We start from the raw sequence: 22,759 nt of genomic DNA on the forward strand, positions 1-22,759 counted from the left end.
GTGTCCGAAACCTGGGAGGGGCGTGTGCCTCACTGGGCCGGCCAGGGTCGGGCGGTGGTGACCAGGCCGGTGAAGGAGGCCAAAAGGCGTAGTTCGTCCACGGTGCGGGGGGTGGTGGTGAGCAGGTCGGGTGAGTGGATGACCAGGGCGAGGAGTTGGGCGCGGGAGAGGGCCACGTTGAGTCGGTTGCGGTCCAGGACGAAGGAGGGGCCGCGGCTGGTCTGGGCGGCGTTGGAGGTGGTCATGGAGCAGATGACGGCTGCTGCCTCTTGGCCTTGGAACTTGTCGACGGTGCCCACGCGTACCCCTTCCAGGGCGGGGTGGTCTTGGCCTGCTCGGGCCAGGGCGCGGCGTAGGGCGCGTACCTGCAGGTTGTAGGGGGCCACGACCAGGATGTCGGTGCCGGTCAGGGGGCGTGGTCCTTGTTCGGGGTCGGTGGTGAGGTGTTCGTGGGTCAGGCGCAGGGCGGCTTGGAGGACCGCGTCGATCTCTTCGGGGCTGTGGGTGGTGCGGCCGGTGTGGGTGATGGGTTGTGAGTACACCCCGGGGTGCAGGGTGCCCAGGGTGCGGGTCGTGGTGGTGGGGTGGGCTTGGAGGCGTCCTTGGTAGGACAGGGCGGAGACGGGGGCGCACACGGCCGGGTGCATGCGCCTGGTCTGGTCCAGGAAGTAGCCCAGGGCGGGGTCGATGATGGCCTGGTCGGCCATCAGGTGTTGCAGGGCCGAGGCGTCGGCGCCGTCGGTGTGCACGCCTTGGACGACCTGGGGTAGTTGTTGTGGGTCGCCCAGTAGGACGAGGTTGTGGGCGGAGGCGGACACGGCCAAGGTGTCGGCCAGGGCGAATTGTCCGGCCTCGTCGATGATGAGTACGTCCAGGGGGTCGGCGATGGTGTCGGCGCCGGACATGCCCCAGGCGGTGCCGCCGATGAGGACGGGTTCGCCCTTGGTGGTGTGTTTGGTGCGCCAGTTGGCCAGGACCTGTTGGCTGGAGGGTTGGTACCAGGGGGCGTCGGGGTCCTTCTTGCCGCCGCGGGGGCGTTTGGCGGCGGCCAGGGTCAGGCCTTGGTCCCGGGCGGCGCGCAGGGCGGCGGACATGACGTTCTCCACGGCTTTGTGGCCGGTGGAGCACACGCCCACGCTGCGTCCTTGTTTGATCAGGTGGGTGATGAGTTGGGCGGCCAGGTAGGTTTTGCCGGCTCCGGGTGGGCCTTGGACGGCCAGGTAGGAGTGGTCCAGGCGGTCCACGGCGCTGATGGCGGCGTCGATGAGGTCGCCGCCGCCGGTGGGTTGTGGCAGGGGGCCCGGGGGGTTCAGGCGTGGGGGGATGCGGCGTAGGGCGTCCAGGCCGGGGTGGGCGGGCCAGGTGGGCAGTTCTTGGGCGGCGGTGTGGGCGACCCCTTCCAGGGCGCCGTCCTTGGGTTTGGGGTCGATGGGCGATCCGGGCAGGGCGGCCACGGGGGCGGCGGAGATGGTGTCCTCGGGTGGGGCGCTCTCCAACAGTTCGAGGGAGTCGGGTTCGGCGGCCAGGACCTTGGCGGGGTGGGTGGTGGCGGCCTGTCCGGGGGCTCCGGGGTGCAGTAGGTGGACGCTGTCGCCGACACCGAAGGGGTTGGGGTGGGCGCGGTCCAGGCGCATGGTCACTTCGCGGCGTGCGGTTTTTTGGCGGCCGGTGGGCTCTTGCCATCCGCCCACGTGGACCTGCCAGGGCACGGCGCAGTTGGTGTCGGTCTCCAGTTCCGGCAGGGGTGCGCTTTGGCGTTGGAAGTGTTCGCGCCAGGGCGGGGAGTTCTCGCGCCGGTAGTAGCCGACCAGGGCGGCCAGGGCGGCGCGGGGGTGGTCGTCCTCGGTGCGCTGGTCGGGGTCTTGGGACACCCCCTCCAGGAGGGGGCCGGTCAGGGCGGCGTGGCGGGCGGCCTTCTCGGCCCTTTTGCGGGCGCGTTCGGCTTCTTCCTCGGTGAGTTCGCTCTGGATCAGGGGGCGGGTGGTGATGCCCTGGTGGGTGCGGTGTTCTTCGAGCCAGTCGCGTAGGCGTGCGGTGGAGTGGCAGTCGTCGCGGTTGTAGGCGGCGATGTCGTCCAGGACCCGTTGTGCGGTGGCGGGGTCGTGTTCTTGGCGGGCGGCGAGGTAGGCGGCGTAGGCGTCGATGCTGGAGGCGGCGGTTTTGACGTCGCCGGAGCGGGTGGTGTCCAGGTAGAGGGGTTCGAGGTACTTGATGGAGTAGGAGCGTTGGGATACGCGCAGGCTCTTGCGGACCACGGTGTACAGGTCGATGAGGCGGTGTTCGCGCAGGAGCCGGTCGACTTCCTCCTCGTGGGTGTTGTACTCGGAGCTGAGGTGTTTGAGGCGGTCCACCTCGTAGGAGGCGTAGTGGTAGATGTGGGCGCCCTGGTCGGCGTCGATACGGGCCAGGGCGAAGTCGACGAAGTCCTGTAGGGCCTTTTTCTCCTGGGCGCGGTCGTGGGCCCAAAAGGCGTGGAAGGTCTCGTTGCCCTGGGGGTCTTCGGTGGTGGCGCCGAAGAGGTATTCCAGGCCTCGTCCGCCCTGGGTGGAGTGGTAGGGGTAGCCCTCCATGTCGAAGAAGAGGTCGCCGGGGGCCGGTGCGGGCAGGGTGGCCAGTCCCTCGGGTGAGAAGACCTCGGCGGTGACGGTGCCCTGGGGGTCGGTGGGTGTGCGGGTGGTGTCCTGGCGTACTTGGAGTAGGGCTTGGGCGCGTAGTTGGTCGAAGGAGCGGCGGGGCAGGGTGGTGGGCCGGTCGTCTTCGGTGGCGGCGGCCAGGGCGTCGATGGTGTTCAGGCCGGCGTCGGTGAGTTTGGTGGCCTGGTCGGTGCGCAGGCCCGCGACCAGGGACAGGTGGCGGGCCACCACGCGTCCTTGGGAGCACCAGGTGTTGTAGCCGCAGCCCTCGCAGGTGGGGCGGGGTTGTCCCCAGGTGGGGGTGGGCAGGGCGGGTTCGGTGGCCAGGTGGTCGAGTAGGCGGGTGGTGATGGTGGTCAGGATGGGGGTGAAGTCGGCGGTGGGCAGGGTGTGGGTGTGTCCGTCGCCGGTGAGCAGGTGCATGTGGTGGGGGGCGGGGCCGTGCAGGTGGGGTACGGCCTGGGCGTAGGCGGCCAGTTGGACGATGGCGGCGGGGCCGGGGCGGCGGGCGAGTTTGGTGTCCCAGGGTTCGTAGGTGCTTTGACCGGTGTGGTCGGGGCGGGGTCGGCCGGTGTTGGTGTCCAGGTCGGAGCGGATGAGGAAGTCGGCGCGTCCGTGGAAGGCGACGCGATCGGTGAGGCGGTGGTGGAAGACGCCCTGGTAGATGACGGGGACGCCGGCGGCCATGGCCTGGGCGGTCTGGTGGGCGGCGCGGGCCAGGTCGTGGTCGTCGGGTTCGGGGTCGGCGATGGTGGTGACCTGGCCGAAGACTTGGCGTAGGCGGTCGAGTTCGGCCTTTTCGTGGGCGTGGCCGTGTTGGGCGATGAGGGCGTCGACGGGTTCGGGTCGGGGTGCGCCGGGCACGTGGGCGGCCAGGGCGCTCTTGAGCGTGGTGCGGTGGTCGCATTCGAGGGTGTCGACCAGGTCGGTGGGTGAGATGACCCATCCGGAGGTGGTGCGGAACAAGGCCCTGCGCTCCCCTTGTGTGTTTCGGTGTTCGTGGTGGTGCGGGATTGTGTCACGTGGGGGTGACGTGTGGGGTTCGCCCGCTGGTGGGGTGGGGTCCCTGGGCGGGAATTGTACGCCGCCGGGGGTGGGTGGGGTGGGTGGTGACATGGATGGGGGCGCCCGGGATGTGGTCCCGGGCGCCCCTTTGGTGTGTGTGGGTGGTGGGTGTTTTAGCCGACGACCTGCCAGGAGACGGTGCCCACTCCGGAGCCGGTGCCGATGATCTCGTCGAAGGCGGCCGTGGACAGGTCCAGGCAGCGTCCGTCGATGTAGGGTCCGCGGTCGTTGATGCGCACGGTCACCGATTTGCCGTTGCCGGGGTTGGTGACCTGGACCATGGTGTCGAAGGGCAGGGTCTTGTGTGCGGCCGTCATGGCGTTGGTGTCGAAGGTTTCGCCGTTGGCGGTGGTGGCGCCGTGGAAGCCGTCGCCGTAGAAGGAGGCCTGGCAGGTGCCGCCCTCGCCGGAGCCTTCGGAGGGTGATTCGGTGGTGGTGTCCTGCTCTTCCTCCTCTTCGGGCTCGGGTTCTTCGGCGATGGTGGTGCCGGCGGCCGACTGGGATTGGGTGGCCCCCTGGCGGGCGTTTTCGGCGCGCTCGCGTAGTTCGGGAGTGACCTCTTCGTCGTCGGTGGAGGCCTGTAGTGGGTCGGGTTGGGCCTGGGGGACGCCCACGGCGGTGGTGGCCTCTTCGGGGCCGGCGCCGGAGGAGATGACGGCGGCCGCGGCGCCGCCGCCCACGACCAGGGTCAGGCCGGCGGCCGAGGCCACGATCAGGGCGCGCTTTTTGCGTGAGCGTGCGGCTGCTCGACGTGGGCCCAGTGGCGCGGGGGCCGCTGGGGTGTAGGCGTCGGCGTAGGTGGCCGTGCCGTCGTCGAGGTGGTCGTCCACCGGTGGGTTCTGGGGCTGGTGTTTGCCCACGACGCAGTCCTTCGAACGGGAACAGTTCAGGGCGGGCCCTCTCCTGGTGCTTGCGGGGCACGGTCAGGGTCAGGTGCGTGGTGCGCCTGCCCGCGTGGGCCCCCCGGGGGGTGGGGGCGGCACGGGTGGAGTGGGGCCGCCGGTGTCAATGGCGTTGCACGGGGTCTGAGCGCAGAGCTTAGGAGTAACGCGAGGGTAACGGTACCGGAAAGGGGAGGTTTGTGGAACTTCTCACCGATGTGGGCAGAGGGTCTGGTGGGGGTTTTCAGGGGTGGGTGGTGTGGGGGCGCAGGTCGGGGCGTCGTGGGGGTGGGTGTCCGTTGAAGAGGGTGTGGGCGGGATCGGGTAGGTCGATGCCGCTGAGGTGGGCCACGGCCTGGGACATGGTGGGGTTGTCCAGGTGTCCGCCCACGGCGGTGATGAGGGTGGTCATGGTGGGCAGGGGTGGTGCGTCCAGGGTGGTGATGGCGTAGCGGGCGGCCACCGCGGGGGTGCGGGAGGCTCCGGCCCAGCAGTGCACCAGGACGCTTTTTCCTTCGGCGCGCAGGGTGGCCACGGCCGCGGCGGCCTGGTCCAGGGTGTAGTGCAGGTTGGGGTTGGCGCCTGGGGAATCGTGCAGCCATACGCGTACCCAGTCGGGGCCGGGCAGGTGGGGTGCGTCGTGGGGGTGGGTGCGGCACAGGGAGACCACGGCGTCGGTGGCGGTGGGGTGGCGGCGTAGGTGGGCCAGGTTGCCCAGTAGTACGTGGGGGTCCAGGGGGTGGGGGACGGCGAAGGGGGTGAAGCGTTGACGGTCCTCTTGGTTCAGGGGGGCTTGTGGCCATTGGGCGGGGTCGGAGTGGGTGGTGATCGCTTGGAGGGCGGTGGTGATGGGGGTGTGGGGGTCGGTGTGTTCGCTGAGGTGGCGCATCGCTTGCAGGGGTAGGGCCGAGGCGCCCCAGCGGGCTCCGGCCAGGGCGCCGGTGTACAGGGCGGCGGTGTGGCCGCCGGTGCGGTGGGCGGCGGTGATGGCGTCGACCAGATGGGTGCAGGCGAAGGTTCCGCGGGAGGGGGCGTTCGCCGGTAGTGGGGTGTGGGTCAGGGCCCGCCAGGAGGCGCCGTAAGGGTTGTGGTCGGGGGTGTGTTCCAGGGCGCGGGGGTGGTCGGGGGTGTGCCCGGTACGGACCAGGGTGCGCAGGGTGTGGGCCCAGGCGCGGGCGGTGGGGTCTTGGGGAGGGTCGGTGGGGGCGGCGGTGGTGAGTGCGCCTTGCAGGGCGGTGTGGATCAGGTGGTTCAGGGTCGGGTCGGTGGTGGCCTTGGTGGGTGGGGTGCTCACCATGGCGGCCGCGGCCAGGGGGCCCAGCAGGGCGCCGGCCGCACGGTCGGGTTCGGGGTGTCGGGGGTCGGGTGGTGAGGGCACGGCCGTCCTCGTTTCGGAGGTGGGGTGGGCCGGTCCGGGTGGGCCGGCCCCTTGGGGTGTGTGCCCTGGGGTGGGATCGCTCGATCGGGGCTTGCCGGTTGTGGCCACTCCTTGTGCGGGACTCTCTCGGGTGCGCTCGGGCGGGGTGGGAAGGGCTTGGGGGTGGCGGTCCACGGCGGGGTGGACGATGGCCGGGGCCGGGCACGGGGGTGCGCGGGCCACGTTCGAGCGCGCGGCCGGGAGGTGGCCATGGAACAGGCCGGTGGCCCCGGGCGGCTTGGTCAAGGTGGGCGTGCGCCACCAAAGGTTCGGCGACCAAGGTCGGGCGGACGCAAAGGAGCTCGCGTGCGCCCAGGGTCGGGAGGAGGGCGGGTTTCAGCATGGGTGGGTTTCCAGGGCCAGGCGGTAGCCGCGTTTGACGACCGTTTGGATGATCTTGGGGTCGCCCAGGGCGGTGCGCAGGCGGGCCACGGCCGTTTCGACGGCGTGGGTGTCGGCGTCCTGGCCCAGGCAGGTGAGTAGGTGGGTGCGGCTTTGGACCTGTCCGGGGTGGTGGGCCAGGGCGCGCATGAGACGCATCAGGGTGGGCGAGAGGGTGTGGACGGTGCCGTCGACCAGGACGGCGTGGCCGCGCAGGCGCAGTCGGTGGCCGGCGATGGTCAGGGTGGGGAATCGGGCGGGTAGTGCCTGGGCCAGGGTGCGGACCTGGGCGCCGATGCGGGCGCGTTCGGGCCACAGGGTGGGGATGTCGTAAGCCATGAGGGGGCGTGCGGTGACCGGTCCCACGCACATCGCCATGACGTGGTGGCGTAGGGCGCCCACCAGGGCGGGGCCGGTGTGGGTGGTGTGGGCGTGGGTGAGCAGGCCGGCTGCGGCGGGGGCGCTGGTGAAGGTGACCGCGTCCACTCCCCCGGTGGTGATGGCCTCGATGAGGCGGTCCAGGGGTGCGGTGTGTTCGGGTGGGGTCCACCGGTAGACGGGGACCTCGATGACCTCGGCGCCGGCCAGGCGTAGGGCGGCGGTGAAGTCCGGGAGGGGTTGGCCGTGTAGTTGGACGGCCACGCGCAGGCCTTGGACACCGAGGTTCAGCAGGTGGTCCAGGACCTCGGCGGAGGATTCCGAGGGTGGTGACCATTCCTCGGTGAGGCCGGCCGCGCGGATGGCGCCCTTGGCTTTGGGGCCGCGTGCCAGTAGGCGTGAGGAGCGCATGGCCTGGAGCAGGGGTTGGGCGGTGCCCCAGGTCTCGCAGGCCTCGACCCATCCGCGAAAGCCGATGCCGGTGGTGGCCACGACGATGTCGGCGGGGGTGCGGGTGAGTTGTTCGGAGACCGTGGCCAGGCGTTGGTCGTCGCTCAAGGGGACGATGCGCAGAGTGGGTGCGGCGATGACCTGGGCGCCCTTGCGGTGGAGTAGGGCGGTGAGTTCCTCGGTGCGGCGTGCGGCGGTCACGGCGACGGTGAACCCGGCCAGGGGTGCGGTGGTGCTCACGGTGTTCCTTGGGGTGTGGTGCCGATTTGGAGCATGCCGTGGTGTTGGCGTACGGGCCAGGTGGACAGGCGGATGTTGTCGTTGTCGAGGCCCTGGCCGGTGCGCAGGCTGAAGACGTGTTTGAGCATGGGTGAGGCGATGGTGGGTTCGCCTGAGCGGTCGCCGACGATTCCGCGGGAGATGACGGCGGCGCCGGTGTGGGGGTCGAGGTTGTCCACGGCGTACAGGTGGCCGTCGTGGGTGCGGAACAGGGCGATTTGGTGGTGGTCGGGTAGCAGGACGGCCAGGCCGATCTCGGTTTCGAGGTGGTGGGTGGGGCAGGCGTCGATCCAGGTCGGTGGTGGGGCCAGGGTGGTCATGGGGTGGTCTCCTTGGTGGGTGGGAGGGTGGGCATGCCCAGGGGGGTGGGTGTGGGGACGGGTTGGTCGCGGGTGGTGGTGAAGGCGATGGTGGGGTCGGGGGTGTGCGGGGCGTTGGTGAAGGAGACGAAGCGGGCGAGTTTGTCGGGGTCGGAGAGCACGGCGGCCCATTCGTCGGTGTAGGAGGCCACGTGGTCGGCCATGGCCGCTTCCAGGTCGGCGGCGATGCCCAGGTGGTCGTCGACGATGACGGCGCGCAGGTGGTCCAGGCCGCCGTCCATGGCCTGGATCCAGGTGGCGGTGCGTTGGAGACGGTCGGCGGTGCGGACGTAGAACATCAGGAACCGGTCGATGTGGCGGATGAGGGTGTGGGTGTCCAGGTCGGTGGCGAGCAGTTCGGCGTGGTGGGGGGTGAAGCCGCCGTTGCCGCCCACGTACAGGTTCCAGCCGGTGTCGGTGGCGATGACCCCGAAGTCCTTGCTGCGGGCTTCGGCGCATTCGCGGGCGCATCCGGACACGGCGGCCTTGAGTTTGTGGGGTGAGCGCAGGCCCCGATAGCGCTCCTCCAGGCGGATGGCCAGGCCCACCGAGTCTTGGACGCCGTAGCGGCACCAGGTGGTGCCCACGCATGATTTGACGGTGCGCAGGGACTTTCCGTAGGCGTGTCCGGACTCGAAACCGGCCTGGACCAGGCGTGTCCAGATGGCGGGGAGTTGTTCCAGGCGGGCGCCGAACATGTCGATGCGTTGGCCGCCGGTGATCTTGGTGTAGAGGTCGAAGTCGCGGGCGACCTCGCCGATGACGATGAGTTTGTCGGGGGTGATCTCACCGCCGGGGATGCGTGGCACCACCGAGTAGCTGCCGTTGCGTTGCAGGTTGGCCAGGTAGCGGTCGTTGGTGTCCTGCAGGGTGGCCTGTTCGCCGTTGAGGATGTGGCCGTGGCCTTGGGAGGCCAGGATGGAGGCGATGGCGGGCTTGCACACGTCGCAGCCGCGGCCGGTGCCGTGGGTGGCGATGAGCTCGGAGAAGGTGGTGATGGTGGTGGAGCGGACGATCTCCCACAGTTCGGTGCGCGAGTGGGTGAAGTGTTCGCACAGGGCGCTGGATTGGGTGATGCCCGAGCGGGCCAGGATCTGCTTGAGCATGGGCACGCACGAGCCGCAGCTGGTGCCGGCGCGGGTGCGGGACTTCAGCGCGGGCACGTCTTGGGCGCCGTCGTCGATGGCCTGGCACACCTGGGCTTTGGTGACGGCGTTGCAGGAGCAGATCTGGGCGTGGTCGGGCAGTTGGTGGGTGCCCGGGCCGGTCTCGCCCGAGGGGCTGATCAGGGCCAGTGGGTCGCCGGGCAGGGGTTGTCCGACCAGGGGGCGCAGGGTGGCGTAGGCGGAGGCGTCGCCGACCAGGATGCCGCCGAGCAGGGTGGTGGCGTCGTCGGACAGGACGAGTTTGGCGTAGCGGCCTTTGGCGGCGTCGTTGACGACCACGTCCAGGGCTTGGGGTGCGCCGGCGTGGGCGTCGCCGAAGCTGGCCACGTCCACGCCCAGGAGTTTGAGTTTGGTGGAGGTGTCGGCGCCGGTGAAGGTGGCGTCGCCGCCCAGGAGGCGGTCGGTGAGGACTTCGGCCATGGCGTTGCCGGGGGCGATGAGGCCGTAGATGGTGCCGTTGTGGTGGGCGACCTCGCCGATGGCGTGGATGGTGGGGTCGCTGGTGGTGCAGGTGTGGTCGATGTCCACGCCTCCGCGTGGGCCCAGGCGCAGGTCGGCGGCTCGGGCGAGTTCGTCGCGGGGGCGGATGCCGACGGAGAACACGACCAGGTCGGTGTCCAGGTGGGTGCCGTCGTCCAGGAGGAGGCGTTGTGCGCGGCCGTTGGGTCCGGGTTCGATGGCGGTGGTGGCGGTGTTGGTGTGTACGTGCACGCCCAGGTCGGTGATCAGGCGTTGGAGGAGGGCTCCGGCTCCCTGGTCGATTTGGGTGGGCATCAGGTGGGGTGCCAGTTCGATCACGTGGGCCTCAAGGCCCAGTAGGCGAAGGGCGTTGGCGGCTTCGAGGCCCAGGAGGCCGCCGCCGATGACCACGCCGGTGTGGGCGCCTTGGGCGTCGGTGGTGAGGTCGTCCAGGTCCTGGATGGTGCGGTAGAGGTGGCAGCCGGGTAGGTCGTGGCCGGGGATGGGTGGCACGAAGGGGCTGGAGCCGGTGGCCAGGACGAGGCGGTCGTAGGGCAGGGTGCGGCCGGTGTGGGTGGTGATGGTGCGTTGGGTGCGGTCGATGGCGGTGGCGCGTTCGTCGACGTGTACGTGGACGTGGGGGCCGCTCACTCGGCCCAGGGACAGGTCTTGGGTGGTGGCGCCTTCGAGGTAGGTGGACAGGGCCACACGGTCGTAGGCGGTGTGGGGTTCCTCGCCCACGACGGTGATGCGCCATCGGTGGTCGTGGTCGCGGTCGTTGAGGGCTTCGATGAGTCGGTGGCCGACCATGCCGTTGCCGATGACGACGAGTTCTTCCACGGGTGGTCTCCTGCGTGGTCGGGGTGGGAGGTGTTTTTCAGGCAACCGGTCGGGTGTTTCCCCGGGGTCAGATGGTGGTTTCGTGGGTGTTTCGTTGTGCTGTCGGTGCAGGGCCGGGGGTGTGTGATCGGTGGCGTGGACAGGGTGGGTGCGCCGGGGGTGGGTGTTGTGGAGCGCGGGTCGGGTGAAGTGATTTGAGGGTTGTTCTCCCCTGATCGCTGATGGTGCGTGGTTTTTCTGCTCCAGGTCTCACAAAGCAGTTCAATGACACACTCGAAGGTAGGAGTGGGGCGGGCGTCCGGGTCGGCCCTGTGTGCCGAGGAAGGGGTGTGTGCGATGAACGAGGAGGAGGTCATCGCTTTGGTGGCCGCTCTGGGGTCGGTGCGGGTGGATCGGGCGAGTAAGGAGAGTGGGGCGCCCCAGGTGGCCTGGGGCGATACCTTCCTCACCTATGAGCCGCACGGGCGGGCCGGTGGGCGGGGGTTCCAGCCGTTCGTGACGGTGGTGACCAAGGACTATCCGGGCTTTGACACCGTCTCCGACCTGGACCGGGAAGGGGTGTTCCGGGTCAACGTCGCGGTGGGAAGGGCCCTGTTGGGGGGCGACCGGAATACGTGACGAAGCGGCAACAGAGCTTATGTCCCCTGGTGAGGCTCCTCCACCGGCACGCCGTCCGGCTGGCCGTCGACGACGGTGAGAAGGGCACGACGTTGATCGCTGTTCAGCGGCGTGGAGCGCGCCGGTTGTACGGGTCGTGTTCGGCGGTGATCCGGGCAGCGGTCTCCTCGCCCAGGCGCACGTACTTGCCCAGGGTGGCCAGGTGGGCGTGGCGTGATTTGGCCTGGAGTTCGGGGGCGCTGCGGCCTTCGGCGGCCAGGTGCTTGAGGGCGGAGTGGCGCAGTTGGTGCAGCGTCCACCCCTGCCCGTGCGGGTCGTACTTCTTCGAGGCCTGCTTGAACAGGTACTCCGCGCGCGGGTAGGACAGCCGTCCCCGGCCGGTGGCGGGGTCGACGTCGCCCAGGGCGCGGGCTCGGGCGCCGGCGGCAGGGGAGCGGTACTCGGAGCAGAACACCGGGCCTGTGGTGCGCCCGTTCAACAGCCGGGGCAGCAGGCGGGCGGTGGGGGTGGCCCAGTGCACGTACTCGATCGCACCGCCCTTGGAGCGAACCCGGGCCCGGCGCATGGCCATGTCCAGGTCACCCACGTCCAGGGTGAGGATCTCCTCAGCGCGGGCCGCGGTCTCGTACAGCATCCGCCACAGCACCTTCTCGCGCAGCCTCACGTCCGGGTCGGTGAACAGGGCTTCCAGCCGGGCGGCGGGGACGGACTTGTCACCGCGGCGGGGCTCCTTGCGCCGCTCCAACAGATGGGTGGGGTCGGTGGTGAGCCACTCCCGGCGCGCGCAGTAGGAGGCGAAGGAGCGCAGGGCGGCCAGGTGCTTGTTCCACGTGGCCGGGGCCGCGCTCTCCCAGCGGGCCAGGGCGGCGGCCGCCGCGTCGGGGGTGAAGGCAACCTCGACCGGCGCGGAGGGTCCGCACACGGCCGCCTGCTCCAGGGCAACAAGGGTCTGGGCGTAGGCGCGGCGGGTGTGCGGCTGGCCGCGGAACCGGTCCAGGAACTCGGCGCTCGCCTGGGCGAGGGTGAGGGCGCCGGGGCGGGGCAGGGGGTGGACGGTCACAACACCTCCCGGCTGGTGTGACAGAGAATGTTACGGAGTCACCTGCGGCCGGCGAACACCTCGACGCAGGCCGCGCCGGGCACACCCGGATCCGTGTGACAGAGAATATTTGATTCTCTGTCACACGGCTTGTCGGTGTCAGCGATGCAGCATCAGGGCTGGAAGTGCGTGCCGTCATGCTCACATGTCTTTGCGGTTCGTCGCGCCTCCGGGATTTCAGGTCAGTGCGCTGACTTCCACGTGCCAGGACGTCTCTGCCGGTGCACGCGCAGCCGTCGGTGGAGTCCGTCTGGCCCGGTTCACAGCGGCAGCAGGGTGCTGGCCAGGCCCAGGGCGGCGCATACGCCCAGCACCCGCAGGATCGGCCAGCGCAGGGCGAAGGTCAGCATGAGCGCGATGAGGGTGATGACCACCGCGACCGGGCTCACCGAGGCGACCTCGGGCACGGTGATGTGCAGGGGGCCCCAGTCCCAGGTGCCTGTGGTGGTGAACAAGGTGTTGAGGGCGAAGTACAGGGCGAGGTTGGCGATGACGCCGACCACGGCGGCGGTGATACCGGTCAGCGCCGCCGAGATCGCGGTGTTGTGGCGCAGGCGTTCGACGTAGGGGGCGCCCAGCAGGATGAACAGGAAGCAGGGCACGAAGGTCACCCACGTGGTCAACAGCGCCCCCAGGGTCGCGGCGGCCCAGGGGTCCAGGGTGCCGGGGTCGCGGTAGGCGGCCAGGAACGCCACGAACTGCACGACCATGATCAGCGGGCCCGGGGTGGTCTCGGCCAGGGCCAGGCCGCGCACCATCTCTCCCGGCGCCAACCACCCGAAGGTCTGCACGGCCTGCTGGGCGATGAAGGACAGCACCGCGTAGGCGCCGCCGAAGGTCACCACCGCGGTGAGGGAGAAGAACAGGCCCTGGGTGGTGAAGATGCTCTCGGATCCCAACAGCAGGGCCACTACGGCTACCGGCGCCGCCCACAGCCCCAACCCGATGGCCAGGATCCTGGTGAAACGGCTCGCGGTGGGCCGGTCGTGGTGCAGGGCCTCGTCGGAGATCAGGGGCGCGGGCCCGTCAGCGGCGTCGCCCACGCGGGCGGGGCGGGCGAAGTCGGGGTCGCGGCGTGAGAGCAGCCAGCCGACCAGGGCGGCCAGGGCGATCACCAGTGGGAAGGGCACGGCGAACAGGGCGAGTGCGGCGAAGGCGGCCACGGCCAGGGTGATCAGGGCCGGGTGGGTGAGTGATCGTTTGGCCACCCGTAGGACGGCTTGGGCGACGATGGCCAGCACGGCCGGGGCGAGTCCGGCGAAGGTGGCGGTGACGGCGGTGGTGTCGCCGAAGGCGACGTAGATCGCCGACAGGGCGCCCAGGGCCAGGATGCCGGGCAGCACGAACAGGGTGCCGGCCGCGATGCCGCCGCGGGTGCCGTTGAGCAGCCAGCCGAGGTAGATCGCGAGCTGTTGGGCTTCGGGGCCGGGCAGCAGCATGCAGTAGTTGAGGGCGTGGTTGAAGCGCTGCTGGCCGATCCAGCGCCGCTCCTCGACCAGGGTGCGCTGCATGACGGCGATCTGCCCGGCCGGGCCGCCGAAGGTCTGCAGGGAGACCAGGAACCACACGCGCAGGGCCGTGCGGAAGGGGACCAGGTCGCCCACGGGCGCGGCGTCTCTCCGCGCTTCCCCGGCGCCGCCGGGGGCGTCGTCGGATTCGGTGGTGGGGTGGTGGGGGTCGGTGCTCATGCGGGTTCCCGTCCCAGGAGGCTCTGGCGCCGGTAGTACTCGTACAGGCCATCGAAGAGGGGACCGGTGACGGCCAGGGTGCGCTCGTCGCTACCGGTCATCGACAAACCGCGCAGGACCACGTCCAAGCCGGGGGCCTCGGGGGCGTCGTAGCGTTCGTCGTCCAGGTCGGCCTCGTGGACGACCTCGGCGATCTTCCACAGCGCCGCGTCGGTGAGGTCGTAGCGGCGCAGGATGGTCTCGAAGCTGCAGTCGCCGCCGTGGTGGCCCAACTCGACGCCGCGCATGTCGAAGGCGGTGGCCTGCTCGGGCACGTCGGCGGGGTCGGTGACGAACACGAACTCGGCCTCGGGGTCGATGCGGCGGCGGATCAGCCAGGCGCAGGCGGCTCGGTCGATGTGGATACCGGCGCGGGTGGACCACTTCATGCGCTCTCCTGTTCGGTGTGGTCTGGATGTAGGGCCTCGACGGCCTCGCGTGCGGTGCGGCGCTCGGGCGGGGGGAAGTAGTCGCGGCGGGCGATGCGGCGCAGTTGGGTACGCAGCCGGCGCATCGCCCGGAGGCGTTCGGGTTCGGGCAGGCTACGGGCGTGGGCGGCCTCGGCCCGCACGGCGCGGTATTCGGCCGCGCGGGCCTGGGCCATGGTCTGGGCCAGGTGATGTTCCTGGGCCCGGGCGGTGGGCCGGGCCAGCCACACGGTGGCCGTCCCTCCGGCCTCCACGACCTCCTCGGCGATCCAGTCCAGGTGTTCGCGGGTGCGCGCATCGGCCGGCAGCGCGACCAGGCCGTCGCTGATCTGGGCGACCCCGAGCTGTTTGAGTTTGCGCCACACGCTGATGCGGGGGGTGGAGGGCTCGCGCGGGATCCGGTAGCTCAACAGCACCCACTCGCCCGGCCCCTGCGCGGCGGGCTCAGCGTTCATTGCCGGGCCCGTCTGCCCACACCGATCACGCGGGCGATCCAGTACAGTCCGGCTGCGGCGATGAGGATGAACACCGTGTCGTCGAGTGGGTCGGCGATGGGTTCGAGCAGGCGGTCCAGCACGTTGACGTCGGTGACGAACGCCCCCCAGGCGAACGCGCCGATCAACAGCAACACGAAAGCAACCCAGTCCAGCGCGTTTTGCGGTCGCAACGCAGGGACTCCTCTCCTGGTGTGGTCCTCGATCGATCGGAAGTGGCCGCTAGCCGGTGGGCTCGACCTGGTGCTGGTCCACCGCGTTCCTCAACGCCCTGGCGAGCGTGGCCGCGTCATCGTTGGCCCAAAAGTGCATGTAGAACAGACGCGGTTGGTCGTTGAGGGCGTGGTTGTGCAGCGCGACGATGTCGATGCCGCCCTCCCGCAGCGCCTGGATCACCCCCTGGACCTCGTCAGCGGTCATGACGAAGTCGCCGTTGACCGCCGCCTTACCCCCGCCGGTGGGCTGGAAGTTGATCACCGTGGCCACCCCCATGCCTGAGGGCAGCACGTGGTCACCGGAGGTGACCTGGCCGGTGCGGGCGAAGGAGAACTTGTACACCCCGCCCTGGGCGCGGCCCTGGGTGCCCATCGCCTCATCCACGGCCGCGGTGTCCAGATCCAGCTCCTGCGACGGCCCGTCCTGGGCCTCGCGCGGGGTGGCGGTGGCCTCCAACGCCTCGTCGACCCCTCGCGCGAGCGCGGCCGCGTCCTGGCCGTGGGCGTGGAAGTGGGTCCACCACACCGCGGGCTCGTGGTCGAGCAGGTGCTGGTGCACCGCGGTCTGGTCGATGCCGTTGTCCTGCAGGGCGTCGGTGACCCCGGGCAGCTCCTCCTCGGTGACCACCAGATCGCCCATCATCATCGTCGTGCCGTCCTCATAGCGGGTGAAGGCCGCGTAGGAGCCCAGGGCGAACCCCGCTCCGATCTGCACCCCCCGGGAGGTCACGTCCAGGTCGGAGCGGGGAAAGCCCACCCGGTAGACCGTGTCATCGGAGAGCTGTCCCTCCCGTCCCAGCGCGTCGGCCACCTGCGCCCAGTCCTGGGCCTGTGTGGTGGCCGGCTCGACCAGGGCCTCGGACGATTGCTGGTCCTGCTGTTGCTGGTCCGCCTGGCCCGCCGAGCAGGCACTCAGCACAACCACCAACCCCAGCGCCAGGGCCGCCTTCGACCTGCTGTGGTGCGTGATCACATCCACTCCTTCCCCCGTACCTCCACCGAACATGTAACCATGGTTTCATAACTATCCGTATGTGGGGTGTAGGAAACAGGGAGTGTGCGGGCGTGGTGTTCTCCATGACCGGTGTCGGATTCGACCAGCAGGGGGCTCCCCTCCTCGACGGGATCGACGCCGAGGTCGGCCAGGGGCGCCTGACCATCGTCACCGGCCCCAGCGGCGCCGGGAAGACCACACTGCTGCGCCTGCTCAACCGTCTGGCGGAGCCCACCCGCGGGCACCTCGCCTTCCACGGCCGCCCGCTGGCCGAGACCGACGTGCTCGCCCCGCGCCGCCGTGTGGTGCTGGTCGCCCAGCACCCGGTACTGCTCACCGACAGCGTCGCCGCCGAACTGCGCGTCGGGCGCCCCGACCTCGGCCAGGCGGCTGCCGCCGATCTTCTGGGTCGCCTCGGCCTGCCGACCGGTCTTCTCCACCGCCCCACCGCGGGCCTGTCCGGAGGCCAGGCCCAGCGCCTGTGCCTGGCGCGTGCCCTGGCCCTGCAGCCCGAGGTGCTGCTGTTGGACGAACCCACCAGCGCGCTGGACGGGGCCGCCGCCCGGGTCGTGCCCGAGGTGGCCCGCACCCTCACGGCTGCCGGAACCAGTGTGCTCGCCGCCACCCACGGCCGCTCCTGGATCCGCGCCGCCGACGCCGTACTCGTCCTCGACCACGGCCGCCTGGCCGCACACGGGCCACCCCAGAGCCTGGACTACCTGATGGAGGGACCATGACCGCGGCACCGTCATGGGGCGTGGTCGCGCTGTGCACCGTCTTCGTCGCGCTGGCCCTGGCACTGGCCCATGCCCAGCGTCTGGCCCTGAGCCGGGATCTGCTGTGGGCGGCGGTCCGCGCCGCGTTGCAACTGGCCGCTGTCGGCGCGGTGCTGGGTGTGCTGTTCGCCGTGGCCGGGCACCGCCCGGTCGGCGGCCTCGGCCGGGCGCTCGCTGATCATCACCATGTTCTTGGACATGCGGGGCTGGCGGGTGCAAGCGGAGCGGCGGGGCCGGCGCATGGTGCGTCCGGTGCGCAGCAGCTTGGCCAGGTCGCGGCGCAGCTGGCCGCGGCCCTGGACGTAGAGGGCCTGGTAGATCGTCTCGTGGCCCACGCGCATCTCCTGGTCGTCGGGGAAGTCCCGGCGGAGCAGGTGAACGATCTGCTCGGGGCTCCAGCGCTGATCCAGGCGCTGTTGGACATACTCGCGCAGCCGCGAGTTGGCGTCGAGCTTGCGGGTCTTGGGTCGCTTCCTGCGCTCGTCCGTGCGGACCTGGGCGGCGTAGGGGCCGTACCGGTGTTTCTTGATGGAGGCGTAGTAGGAGCGGTTGCGGCGGACCTCGCGGCTGATCGTGGACGAGGCCCGGTCCAGCTCGGCGGCGATCGAGCGGATCGAGGACCGCAGACGCAACATGTCGGCGATCTGCGTCCGCTCCTGCTGGCTCAGGAAACGCGAAGAGCCCGGAGAGGCCCCGGGGCCCCTGAGGGGTGCCACGGGCCTCTCCAAGCTCTTGTGCGCTCTGCGACCGTTGCGCCAGACCTTGCCGGTACGCCGGTTGATGCCGACGATCCGGCAGGCCTCTCTGCTGCTGTAGCCCTGGTCCGTGAGCCGGAAGTATTCCTCCCGCTCACGGACGAGCTTCTTGCGCCCCTGCGGTATCCGGCGTTCTTTGCGGATCTCGTCGTCCATCGCACCCCTTCAGAGATGGGGTGTTGCAACGACCACTAGAACTCAAGGGCCAGCTAGGGGGCGTTTCTCTAGGCGGTGACGTTCCCTCAGGCCAGCGGGACGTGGACTGAAGGTCAAGGACCTGTGAAGCTGGCCGCGGTGGCCTGAGGGCCTCACGGCGTGTCACCGCTCCGGCTTGACAACTCCATCGGGAATCTCCTCGACTCGTGATCGATGACCGGGACGGGCACCCCGGTCGCCTGCCCTGATGCGCTGGGTGATGCGGTGCACGGAAAGGCGATCACCCTTCCGTGGTCTTCAGCGGCCCGACGATTCCTCGTTCTCGGTCATCGACGTACCAGTGCTCGGTGATCAGCCGCGGATACCGGGCCTGTAGCGCCGCCATGCTCGTCTCCACGGCATCGTCCTCGGCGAATACGGGAACGAACGCCTCCGGAACGGCCGGTTCGGGCGCTGCGTCCGCCACCAGGGCATCGAGGATCCGGTTGCGCAGCTCGAACGGGTCCTGTGTTTCCCGCAGGGCGGGCCCGTCCGTCCAGCACAGGGTCCAGATGCCCGCCAGCGAGAACGACCTCTCGATCCCCACCGCTTCAGAGGGCGGTTGAGAGGGGGTGACGTCAGCGGCGCCAGGGAGCAGGACGGGCAGCCCGGCTTCGAGCTCGGGGCGGATCCACAGTCCGAGCAGCCGGTTCGATCCCGGTTCATCCCCGAACTGCCGTCGATGGTTGACCAGATAGTCGCTCACGTTCTCGACCGCGGACCTGACGTCGTCCACGCTTCGAACCAACAGGAGCATGTTCATCGGGTACTTCCCTTTCCTGGAGTGAAGTGGCGCTGCACGTGCCCGATCGTCATGTGCTCAGCGGTGCGGACGGACAGCTGCCCTCGGGGGTGACCGTGGCCGGAAGCCAGGGCCGCCAACCGGTGGAGGTGTAACGGAGCCAGGGTTCATCGGGGCGCTCGCGTGCGGCGAGACCGACCCAGTCGTGGTCGAACATGTGGCGCAGCACGGTGTGACGCGCAATGAGGGTGTCCAACCGCTGCAAGGGTGCCTGCACGATGGCGAGCAGGCGTTGCGGTTCGTGCCTGGTGTGGTGGCCGTCGGTGAGGGACTGCCAGGGCAGGCCGGACCGAAGGTCGCCGGTGTGACCGGTCATGACACCGAGGCCACCGCCGACGACATTGTGGAGGGCCTTGCTGCCGGCGCCGAAGGCCTGGGGGTCGGTGGCGGCGAAGTAGTACTGGCTGTTGATCCAGTGCGCGACGACGAGCGGCGCCGTGAGGATGGTCTCCAGGACGGTGCCGGCCGGGTCGAGGTCGGGGTCGTAGTCGTGGAGGAACAGACGGCCGTGCAGGTCGATGCCCCGGGTGAGGGCGCGGGGTGCGATGAGGAAGGCCGCGTTGTCGGCCAGACCCCATTCGGGGAAGACCTGGGCCCAGTCACGGGCGCGCGTGCGGGTGTGGCGCGCCGCGTGCCGTGGGCGGGGCCGGGAAGGTGCGCCCGGTAGGGTGGCGCAGCGCTCGGCGGCCAGGTGTGCGCCGGCCGTGCGAAGATCGGCGGTGAGCCGGTCGACGTCCCGGCGGTGGGTGTCGGGCAGGAGGTGGGTGTCCAACAGGCGCACGGTGTCGGTGGTGGTGTCGTGTTCGGCCGGAACGAACCGGGTGTCGTCGGGAATGCCGATGCCGCGTTCGGCGAGATGTCGGCGAACCTGCGGATCGTTGAGCAGGGCGGCGGCGGCGCGGGCGTTGGGACCGCCGGGGTGCCCCCCGCATGCACCGCAGTCCAGCGCGGCCTGGTAGGGGTTGTTGTCGGTGTGGGCACGGTGCCCACAGAATACGACGAGGCGTGCGAACCCCTGGGTCAAACCCATCAACGTGAGAATGCCTTCGGCGGTCGCGGTGCGCTCCTCGGAGGTGAAGGCGTCCTCGAGGGAGATCTCGGTCGCAGGGTCGGGGGTGATACGGCGGGTCCACCACGCGCGGGCGGCGCCGACGGCACCGGGAGCGAAGGTCTTGGCCGCGGCCAACGGGCCCAGGAGCCAACCGGCCGATTCGGCGAGCACGAACGGCGCCACCAGGTCGTCCTTGGCGGCGTGCAGGGAGTGGTCGGCCGCGGCCAGTACCCGGCGGCCGGTCAGCGACCGTTCGGCCGCGCGCCGTCGACCCTCGCTGGGGCGTTCGGTGACGGTGTGCCGGGGCGTGATCGGGCCCGGGCACTGGGCACGAGCGGTTCCTCCGGCGAGGTCGCGGTAGCGCATGGCGACGGCGAAGAATCCGGCGAAGCCCAGGGTCTGGTAGTCACCGAGCGCTTCCAGGTGGCGACGCAGTCCCTCGGAACGGGGATCGATGCAGCACACCACCTGTGCCCGCGGAGGGGCGTCGGTCCACTCGGGCACCGAGCGGCTCAGGGTGCGCAGCAGTCGGCTCCGGTAGTGGTCTTCGTAGGCGTCCAGCCAGACGAGGGCTCGTTGCTCCACCGGGAGTCGGTCGAGGAACCGCGCCAATTCGGTGCGCTGTGCCGCGTCGGTGTCGGTGATCTCCAGGGCCGCCAGAAGGTGGCGGGCCCGATCGTCGGGTTCGGTGGTGGCCTGCCCGGTGTCGAGCAGGTCGGCGGAGGCCGAGTTCCACGCCGTACCGTGGGTATGGGTCTCGGTGAGCGCGGCGGCTTCGGTGGTCAACCGCAGGGCGAGGTAGGCGACCAGGTCGATACCACTGCCCTGCAGTTCGCCCCGCCAGCGGATGTGGGCGGCGAATCCGGGAAGGCATGCCAGATGGGCCTGGAGATAGCGGGTGCGCTGGTCGTCCGGGACACCGAGGGCGGCCAGAGCCTCCGCAACGGCCTGCTCGGCCCGTTCGGGCAGGTCCCGAAGACGTGTACGCACGCGCCGCGGCAGGGTCGTGTCGTGTGCGGCCAGAGCCCGCCACGCGTGGTAGAAGCCTCGGTCGCGGCCGGGCATCCGCCAGGTGGACTGGCCCTCGTCCAAATAGGCCGAGCACCACTGGATCGTGTGGGTGTCGAGGAGGGCGGCCATGTCCGGGGCCAGCGCTTCAGTCGCTGTGCGTGCCTGGCGGATCGGCGGGGGGTTGGTGATGCCCTGGTGCAGATCGGCCGACAGGAGTTCGACCGGGTCGTAGGGCCGGCCGCCGAGGGTGAGCGGTCGGCATCGCAGCACCTCGGGGTGGCGGCGGATCAGCGCGGCACGCACGTCGTCGTCGGTGATCCGCCCGTGCCGCCAGGCCGCCCGCAGCCAGCTCTCGTCCGGGGTGACCCGCGCTCCGAGCAGGTCCGCGGCGGTGATGGCCGCGTCCGCGAACGGGCGGTCCACCAGGCCGGACAGTGGGTTGACCGCGATGAAGTCGGCGAGCGGCCAGGTCGGCGCCAAGAACGCGGCGGCATCGGCGATCACGGCACGCACGGCGGCCGCCGAGGTGGCGGTCTCGGGAGCGGCCTTGGTGATGGGTCCGATGGTCATGGGTTGCGACTCCTCCTGCTGTGATGACGGTGGCGGAACGCGCGACCGCGTGAAGCCCTGGGTCCGCGCTTCCGGGAGGCCCGGGTGGCTCCGGTCAGAGCGCCGGACGCCGTCCGGCGGTCCCGTCGAGGGGCCGGCGATCACGCCCCGGCTCCCTCAGGTAGGGGCACCGGCCGTGGGTGCGGTGCGGGCACCGCACGTGACGGGAGACCCGGAGTGGTGTGCGTGCGCTGCTGTCCGGCGGACAACGCCAACACGTAGAGGCGGTCGCGCCAGCGGCCGAGACCGAGTGCGGATGCCCGGTGGACCAACAGCGCTCCGATCACCGGCACCGCCACCACGATCGCCGGCAACCAGGCCGGAACTGCGGCGGTGGCGGCAACGGGCACGCTCGGGGCCAGGAACTCCGTAACCACGGCCACCACGCCCAGGTAGCCGATCACCGCACCCGGCAGCACGACCACCACGGTGGCCAGCGCCCCCACGGTCGGGTGGCGCCGCAGCCATCCCCACGCCAGCCGTGCGGCGGTGGCCGCGGCGAAGATCAGTAGCGCCGAGCCTCCGGCGTGCGGAGGCAGCCACCAGATCGCGACGGCCACGGCCGCAACCGCGACGACTCCGGCGAGGACGGCCACCTGCGCCGAACGCGCGGGGGTCGACCGGGGCGCGGGCGGAGCCAGGATGCGGTGGGTGTGGCGCTGCACCGCCGACCCCGAGCCCAGGAACAAGGTGGCTTTGAACAGTCCGTGCGCCACCAGGTGCACCACCGCCGCCGCGTAGAGGCCGAGCGCGCAGGTCATGAGCATGAACCCCATCTGCCCGATCGTGGAGTGCACCAGCGAGCCCTTGACGTCGGGGCGGGTCAGCATGATCGCCGTGGCGGCCACAGCGCTGACGGCGCCGATGGCGAACGCCAGGTGTGTCGCCGCCGGGGCTGCACCGAAGATCGGCGACAGCTTCACCAGGAGCACTCCGCCCGCGTTGACCACGCCGGCGTGCAGCAGCGCCGAGACCGGGGTCGGCGCCGCCAAAGTCGCCGACAGCCACCGGTGCCAAGGCAACTGCGCACACCGTGCGGCTGCGGCGATCACCAGCGAGCAGGCCACCGCCGTGCCCACCGCGCCGCCGAAGGCTACGCCGTTCTGGTCGCGCAAGTCGAGATCGCCCCAGGCGGCGACCGCGAGAACCACCCCGGACCACAATGCGACGTCTCCGATGATGACCACACGTGCGGTACGGCGGGAGGCGTCGATGGCCGAAGGGGCGGGTCGGTACATCCCCACGAGTCGCCACAGGGCGACACCGGTCAGCGACCACGCCACCGCCAGGGTGACCATCGTGACCGCGGCCACCATCACCGCGGTCGCGGCGGTCAGCGCCCCGGCCGTGATGGCGAACCCGGCCGCGGCCGGGTCGCCGCGCAGGTAGCGCAGGGCGAACACCTGGACCACCGCGCTGATCGCGCACACCAACAACAGCACGATCGCCTCGAGGCGGTCGGCCGCCAACCCGGTCCAGACGTGCCCGTCCGGAGCGGCCAACACCATCGCCACCGGTCCGCCGAGGGCCACCGTCACGGCCAGAGCCCCGGCCAGTGCGGTCGTCGACAGTGCCGCGCCCGCGCCCAGCGCGGGTGCCAGGGGTCGCAGGCTCCGGATCGATCCGGTCATCGCCGCGACGGCGGGAAGGGCCGCCAAGGCCACCAGCATCATCCCC

At 70.6% G+C, this 22,759-nt stretch carries 17 protein-coding genes and 2 pseudogenes; 3 read left to right on the forward strand and 16 right to left on the reverse strand.

Going from position 1 to position 22,759, the window contains the following annotated elements:
- Positions 1-29 precede the first annotated feature (29 nt).
- The 6 genes from ABZ717_RS03385 to nirB form a co-directional block, all read right to left on the reverse strand.
- The gene (locus ABZ717_RS03385) at positions 30-3,599 is read right to left on the reverse strand and encodes a TM0106 family RecB-like putative nuclease (RefSeq protein WP_358504873.1); all 3,570 of its coding nucleotides are present in this window, start codon (positions 3,597-3,599) and stop codon (positions 30-32) included.
- Between the two features lie 212 nt (positions 3,600-3,811).
- Positions 3,812-4,558, reverse strand: coding sequence for a septal ring lytic transglycosylase RlpA family protein (locus tag ABZ717_RS03390; RefSeq protein ID WP_358504876.1), 747 nt, complete (start codon positions 4,556-4,558; stop codon positions 3,812-3,814).
- Between the two features lie 265 nt (positions 4,559-4,823).
- Complete coding sequence (locus ABZ717_RS03395) at positions 4,824-5,957, reverse strand: dual specificity protein phosphatase family protein (RefSeq protein ID WP_358504879.1); 1,134 nt, start codon at positions 5,955-5,957, stop codon at positions 4,824-4,826.
- A 375-nt stretch (positions 5,958-6,332) separates the two neighbouring features.
- Entirely contained in the window at positions 6,333-7,445 is a 1,113-nt protein-coding gene (locus ABZ717_RS03400; protein WP_358504882.1) for a uroporphyrinogen-III synthase, read from the reverse strand.
- Positions 7,442-7,804 (reverse strand): nitrite reductase small subunit NirD, encoded by a 363-nt coding sequence (gene nirD, locus ABZ717_RS03405; RefSeq protein WP_358504885.1) that lies wholly within the window; start codon positions 7,802-7,804, stop codon positions 7,442-7,444. The genes ABZ717_RS03400 and nirD overlap by 4 nt, the downstream gene beginning before the upstream one ends.
- Positions 7,801-10,308, reverse strand: coding sequence for a nitrite reductase large subunit NirB (gene nirB, locus ABZ717_RS03410; RefSeq protein ID WP_358504888.1), 2,508 nt, complete (start codon positions 10,306-10,308; stop codon positions 7,801-7,803). The genes nirD and nirB overlap by 4 nt, the downstream gene beginning before the upstream one ends.
- Before the next feature lie 336 nt (positions 10,309-10,644).
- Between nirB and ABZ717_RS03415 the strand changes: the two genes are divergently transcribed.
- On the forward strand, positions 10,645-10,926 hold the full coding sequence (locus ABZ717_RS03415; protein ID WP_358504891.1) for a DUF6194 family protein: 282 nt from the start codon (positions 10,645-10,647) through the stop codon (positions 10,924-10,926).
- A gap of 103 nt (positions 10,927-11,029) precedes the next feature.
- On the opposite strand, the gene ABZ717_RS03420 is transcribed toward ABZ717_RS03415, so the two are convergent.
- The 6 genes from ABZ717_RS03420 to ABZ717_RS03445 all read right to left on the reverse strand — a co-directional run bounded on the left by ABZ717_RS03420 (position 11,030) and on the right by ABZ717_RS03445 (position 15,862).
- On the reverse strand, positions 11,030-11,986 hold the full coding sequence (locus tag ABZ717_RS03420) for a tyrosine-type recombinase/integrase (protein WP_358504894.1): 957 nt from the start codon (positions 11,984-11,986) through the stop codon (positions 11,030-11,032).
- Between the two features lie 299 nt (positions 11,987-12,285).
- On the reverse strand, positions 12,286-13,713 hold the full coding sequence (gene chrA / locus ABZ717_RS03425; protein WP_061081137.1) for a chromate efflux transporter: 1,428 nt from the start codon (positions 13,711-13,713) through the stop codon (positions 12,286-12,288).
- Positions 13,710-14,141: a chromate resistance protein ChrB domain-containing protein gene (locus ABZ717_RS03430; protein WP_061081138.1), complete on the reverse strand. Its 432-nt coding sequence runs from the start codon at positions 14,139-14,141 to the stop codon at positions 13,710-13,712. Before ABZ717_RS03430 ends, chrA begins: the two co-directional genes overlap by 4 nt.
- Complete coding sequence (locus ABZ717_RS03435) at positions 14,138-14,635, reverse strand: Chromate resistance protein ChrB (protein ID WP_358504899.1); 498 nt, start codon at positions 14,633-14,635, stop codon at positions 14,138-14,140. Before ABZ717_RS03435 ends, ABZ717_RS03430 begins: the two co-directional genes overlap by 4 nt.
- Positions 14,632-14,847: a DUF378 domain-containing protein gene (locus tag ABZ717_RS03440; protein ID WP_168443873.1), complete on the reverse strand. Its 216-nt coding sequence runs from the start codon at positions 14,845-14,847 to the stop codon at positions 14,632-14,634. Before ABZ717_RS03440 ends, ABZ717_RS03435 begins: the two co-directional genes overlap by 4 nt.
- Before the next feature lie 49 nt (positions 14,848-14,896).
- Entirely contained in the window at positions 14,897-15,862 is a 966-nt protein-coding gene (locus ABZ717_RS03445; RefSeq protein WP_358504903.1) for a DUF1259 domain-containing protein, read from the reverse strand.
- 104 nt (positions 15,863-15,966) lie between these two features.
- On the opposite strand from ABZ717_RS03445, the gene ABZ717_RS03450 reads away from it, so the two are divergent.
- Positions 15,967-16,620, forward strand: coding sequence for an ABC transporter ATP-binding protein (locus tag ABZ717_RS03450; RefSeq protein WP_106247094.1), 654 nt, complete (start codon positions 15,967-15,969; stop codon positions 16,618-16,620).
- A pseudogene (locus tag ABZ717_RS03455) lies at positions 16,617-16,736 on the forward strand (hypothetical protein); the annotation flags it as partial. The gene ABZ717_RS03450 and the pseudogene ABZ717_RS03455, both read left to right, overlap by 4 nt.
- A 48-nt stretch (positions 16,737-16,784) precedes the next feature.
- Here ABZ717_RS03455 and ABZ717_RS03460 read toward each other — a convergent pair.
- The 4 genes and pseudogenes from ABZ717_RS03460 to ABZ717_RS03475 all read right to left on the reverse strand — a co-directional run.
- Positions 16,785-17,333, reverse strand: a pseudogene (locus ABZ717_RS03460) (IS30 family transposase); the annotation flags it as partial.
- Between the two features lie 517 nt (positions 17,334-17,850).
- On the reverse strand, positions 17,851-18,372 hold the full coding sequence (locus ABZ717_RS03465) for a hypothetical protein (protein WP_358504906.1): 522 nt from the start codon (positions 18,370-18,372) through the stop codon (positions 17,851-17,853).
- Positions 18,373-18,421: 49 nt separating this feature from the next.
- Complete coding sequence (locus ABZ717_RS03470) at positions 18,422-21,043, reverse strand: DUF2309 domain-containing protein (protein WP_061081144.1); 2,622 nt, start codon at positions 21,041-21,043, stop codon at positions 18,422-18,424.
- Between the two features lie 140 nt (positions 21,044-21,183).
- On the reverse strand, positions 21,184-22,755 hold the full coding sequence (locus tag ABZ717_RS03475; RefSeq protein WP_358505034.1) for a proton-conducting transporter membrane subunit: 1,572 nt from the start codon (positions 22,753-22,755) through the stop codon (positions 21,184-21,186).
- Between the last annotated feature and the right edge of the window lie 4 nt (positions 22,756-22,759).

Source organism: Nocardiopsis sp. NPDC006832 (assembly GCF_040635885.1).
Taxonomy (GTDB): Bacteria; Actinomycetota; Actinomycetes; order Streptosporangiales; family Streptosporangiaceae; genus Nocardiopsis.

Coding starts and splice junctions, on each gene's coding strand:
- nirD (WP_358504885.1), bottom strand. CDS start 7,804: ATGACCACCCTGGCCCCACCACCGACCTGGATCGACGCCTGCCCCACC.
- ABZ717_RS03415 (WP_358504891.1), top strand. CDS start 10,645: ATGAACGAGGAGGAGGTCATCGCTTTGGTGGCCGCTCTGGGGTCGGTG.
- chrA (WP_061081137.1), bottom strand. CDS start 13,713: ATGAGCACCGACCCCCACCACCCCACCACCGAATCCGACGACGCCCCC.
- ABZ717_RS03430 (WP_061081138.1), bottom strand. CDS start 14,141: ATGAAGTGGTCCACCCGCGCCGGTATCCACATCGACCGAGCCGCCTGC.
- ABZ717_RS03435 (WP_358504899.1), bottom strand. CDS start 14,635: ATGAACGCTGAGCCCGCCGCGCAGGGGCCGGGCGAGTGGGTGCTGTTG.
- ABZ717_RS03450 (WP_106247094.1), top strand. CDS start 15,967: ATGACCGGTGTCGGATTCGACCAGCAGGGGGCTCCCCTCCTCGACGGG.
- ABZ717_RS03465 (WP_358504906.1), bottom strand. CDS start 18,372: ATGAACATGCTCCTGTTGGTTCGAAGCGTGGACGACGTCAGGTCCGCG.
- ABZ717_RS03470 (WP_061081144.1), bottom strand. CDS start 21,043: ATGACCATCGGACCCATCACCAAGGCCGCTCCCGAGACCGCCACCTCG.
- ABZ717_RS03475 (WP_358505034.1), bottom strand. CDS start 22,755: ATGATGCTGGTGGCCTTGGCGGCCCTTCCCGCCGTCGCGGCGATGACC.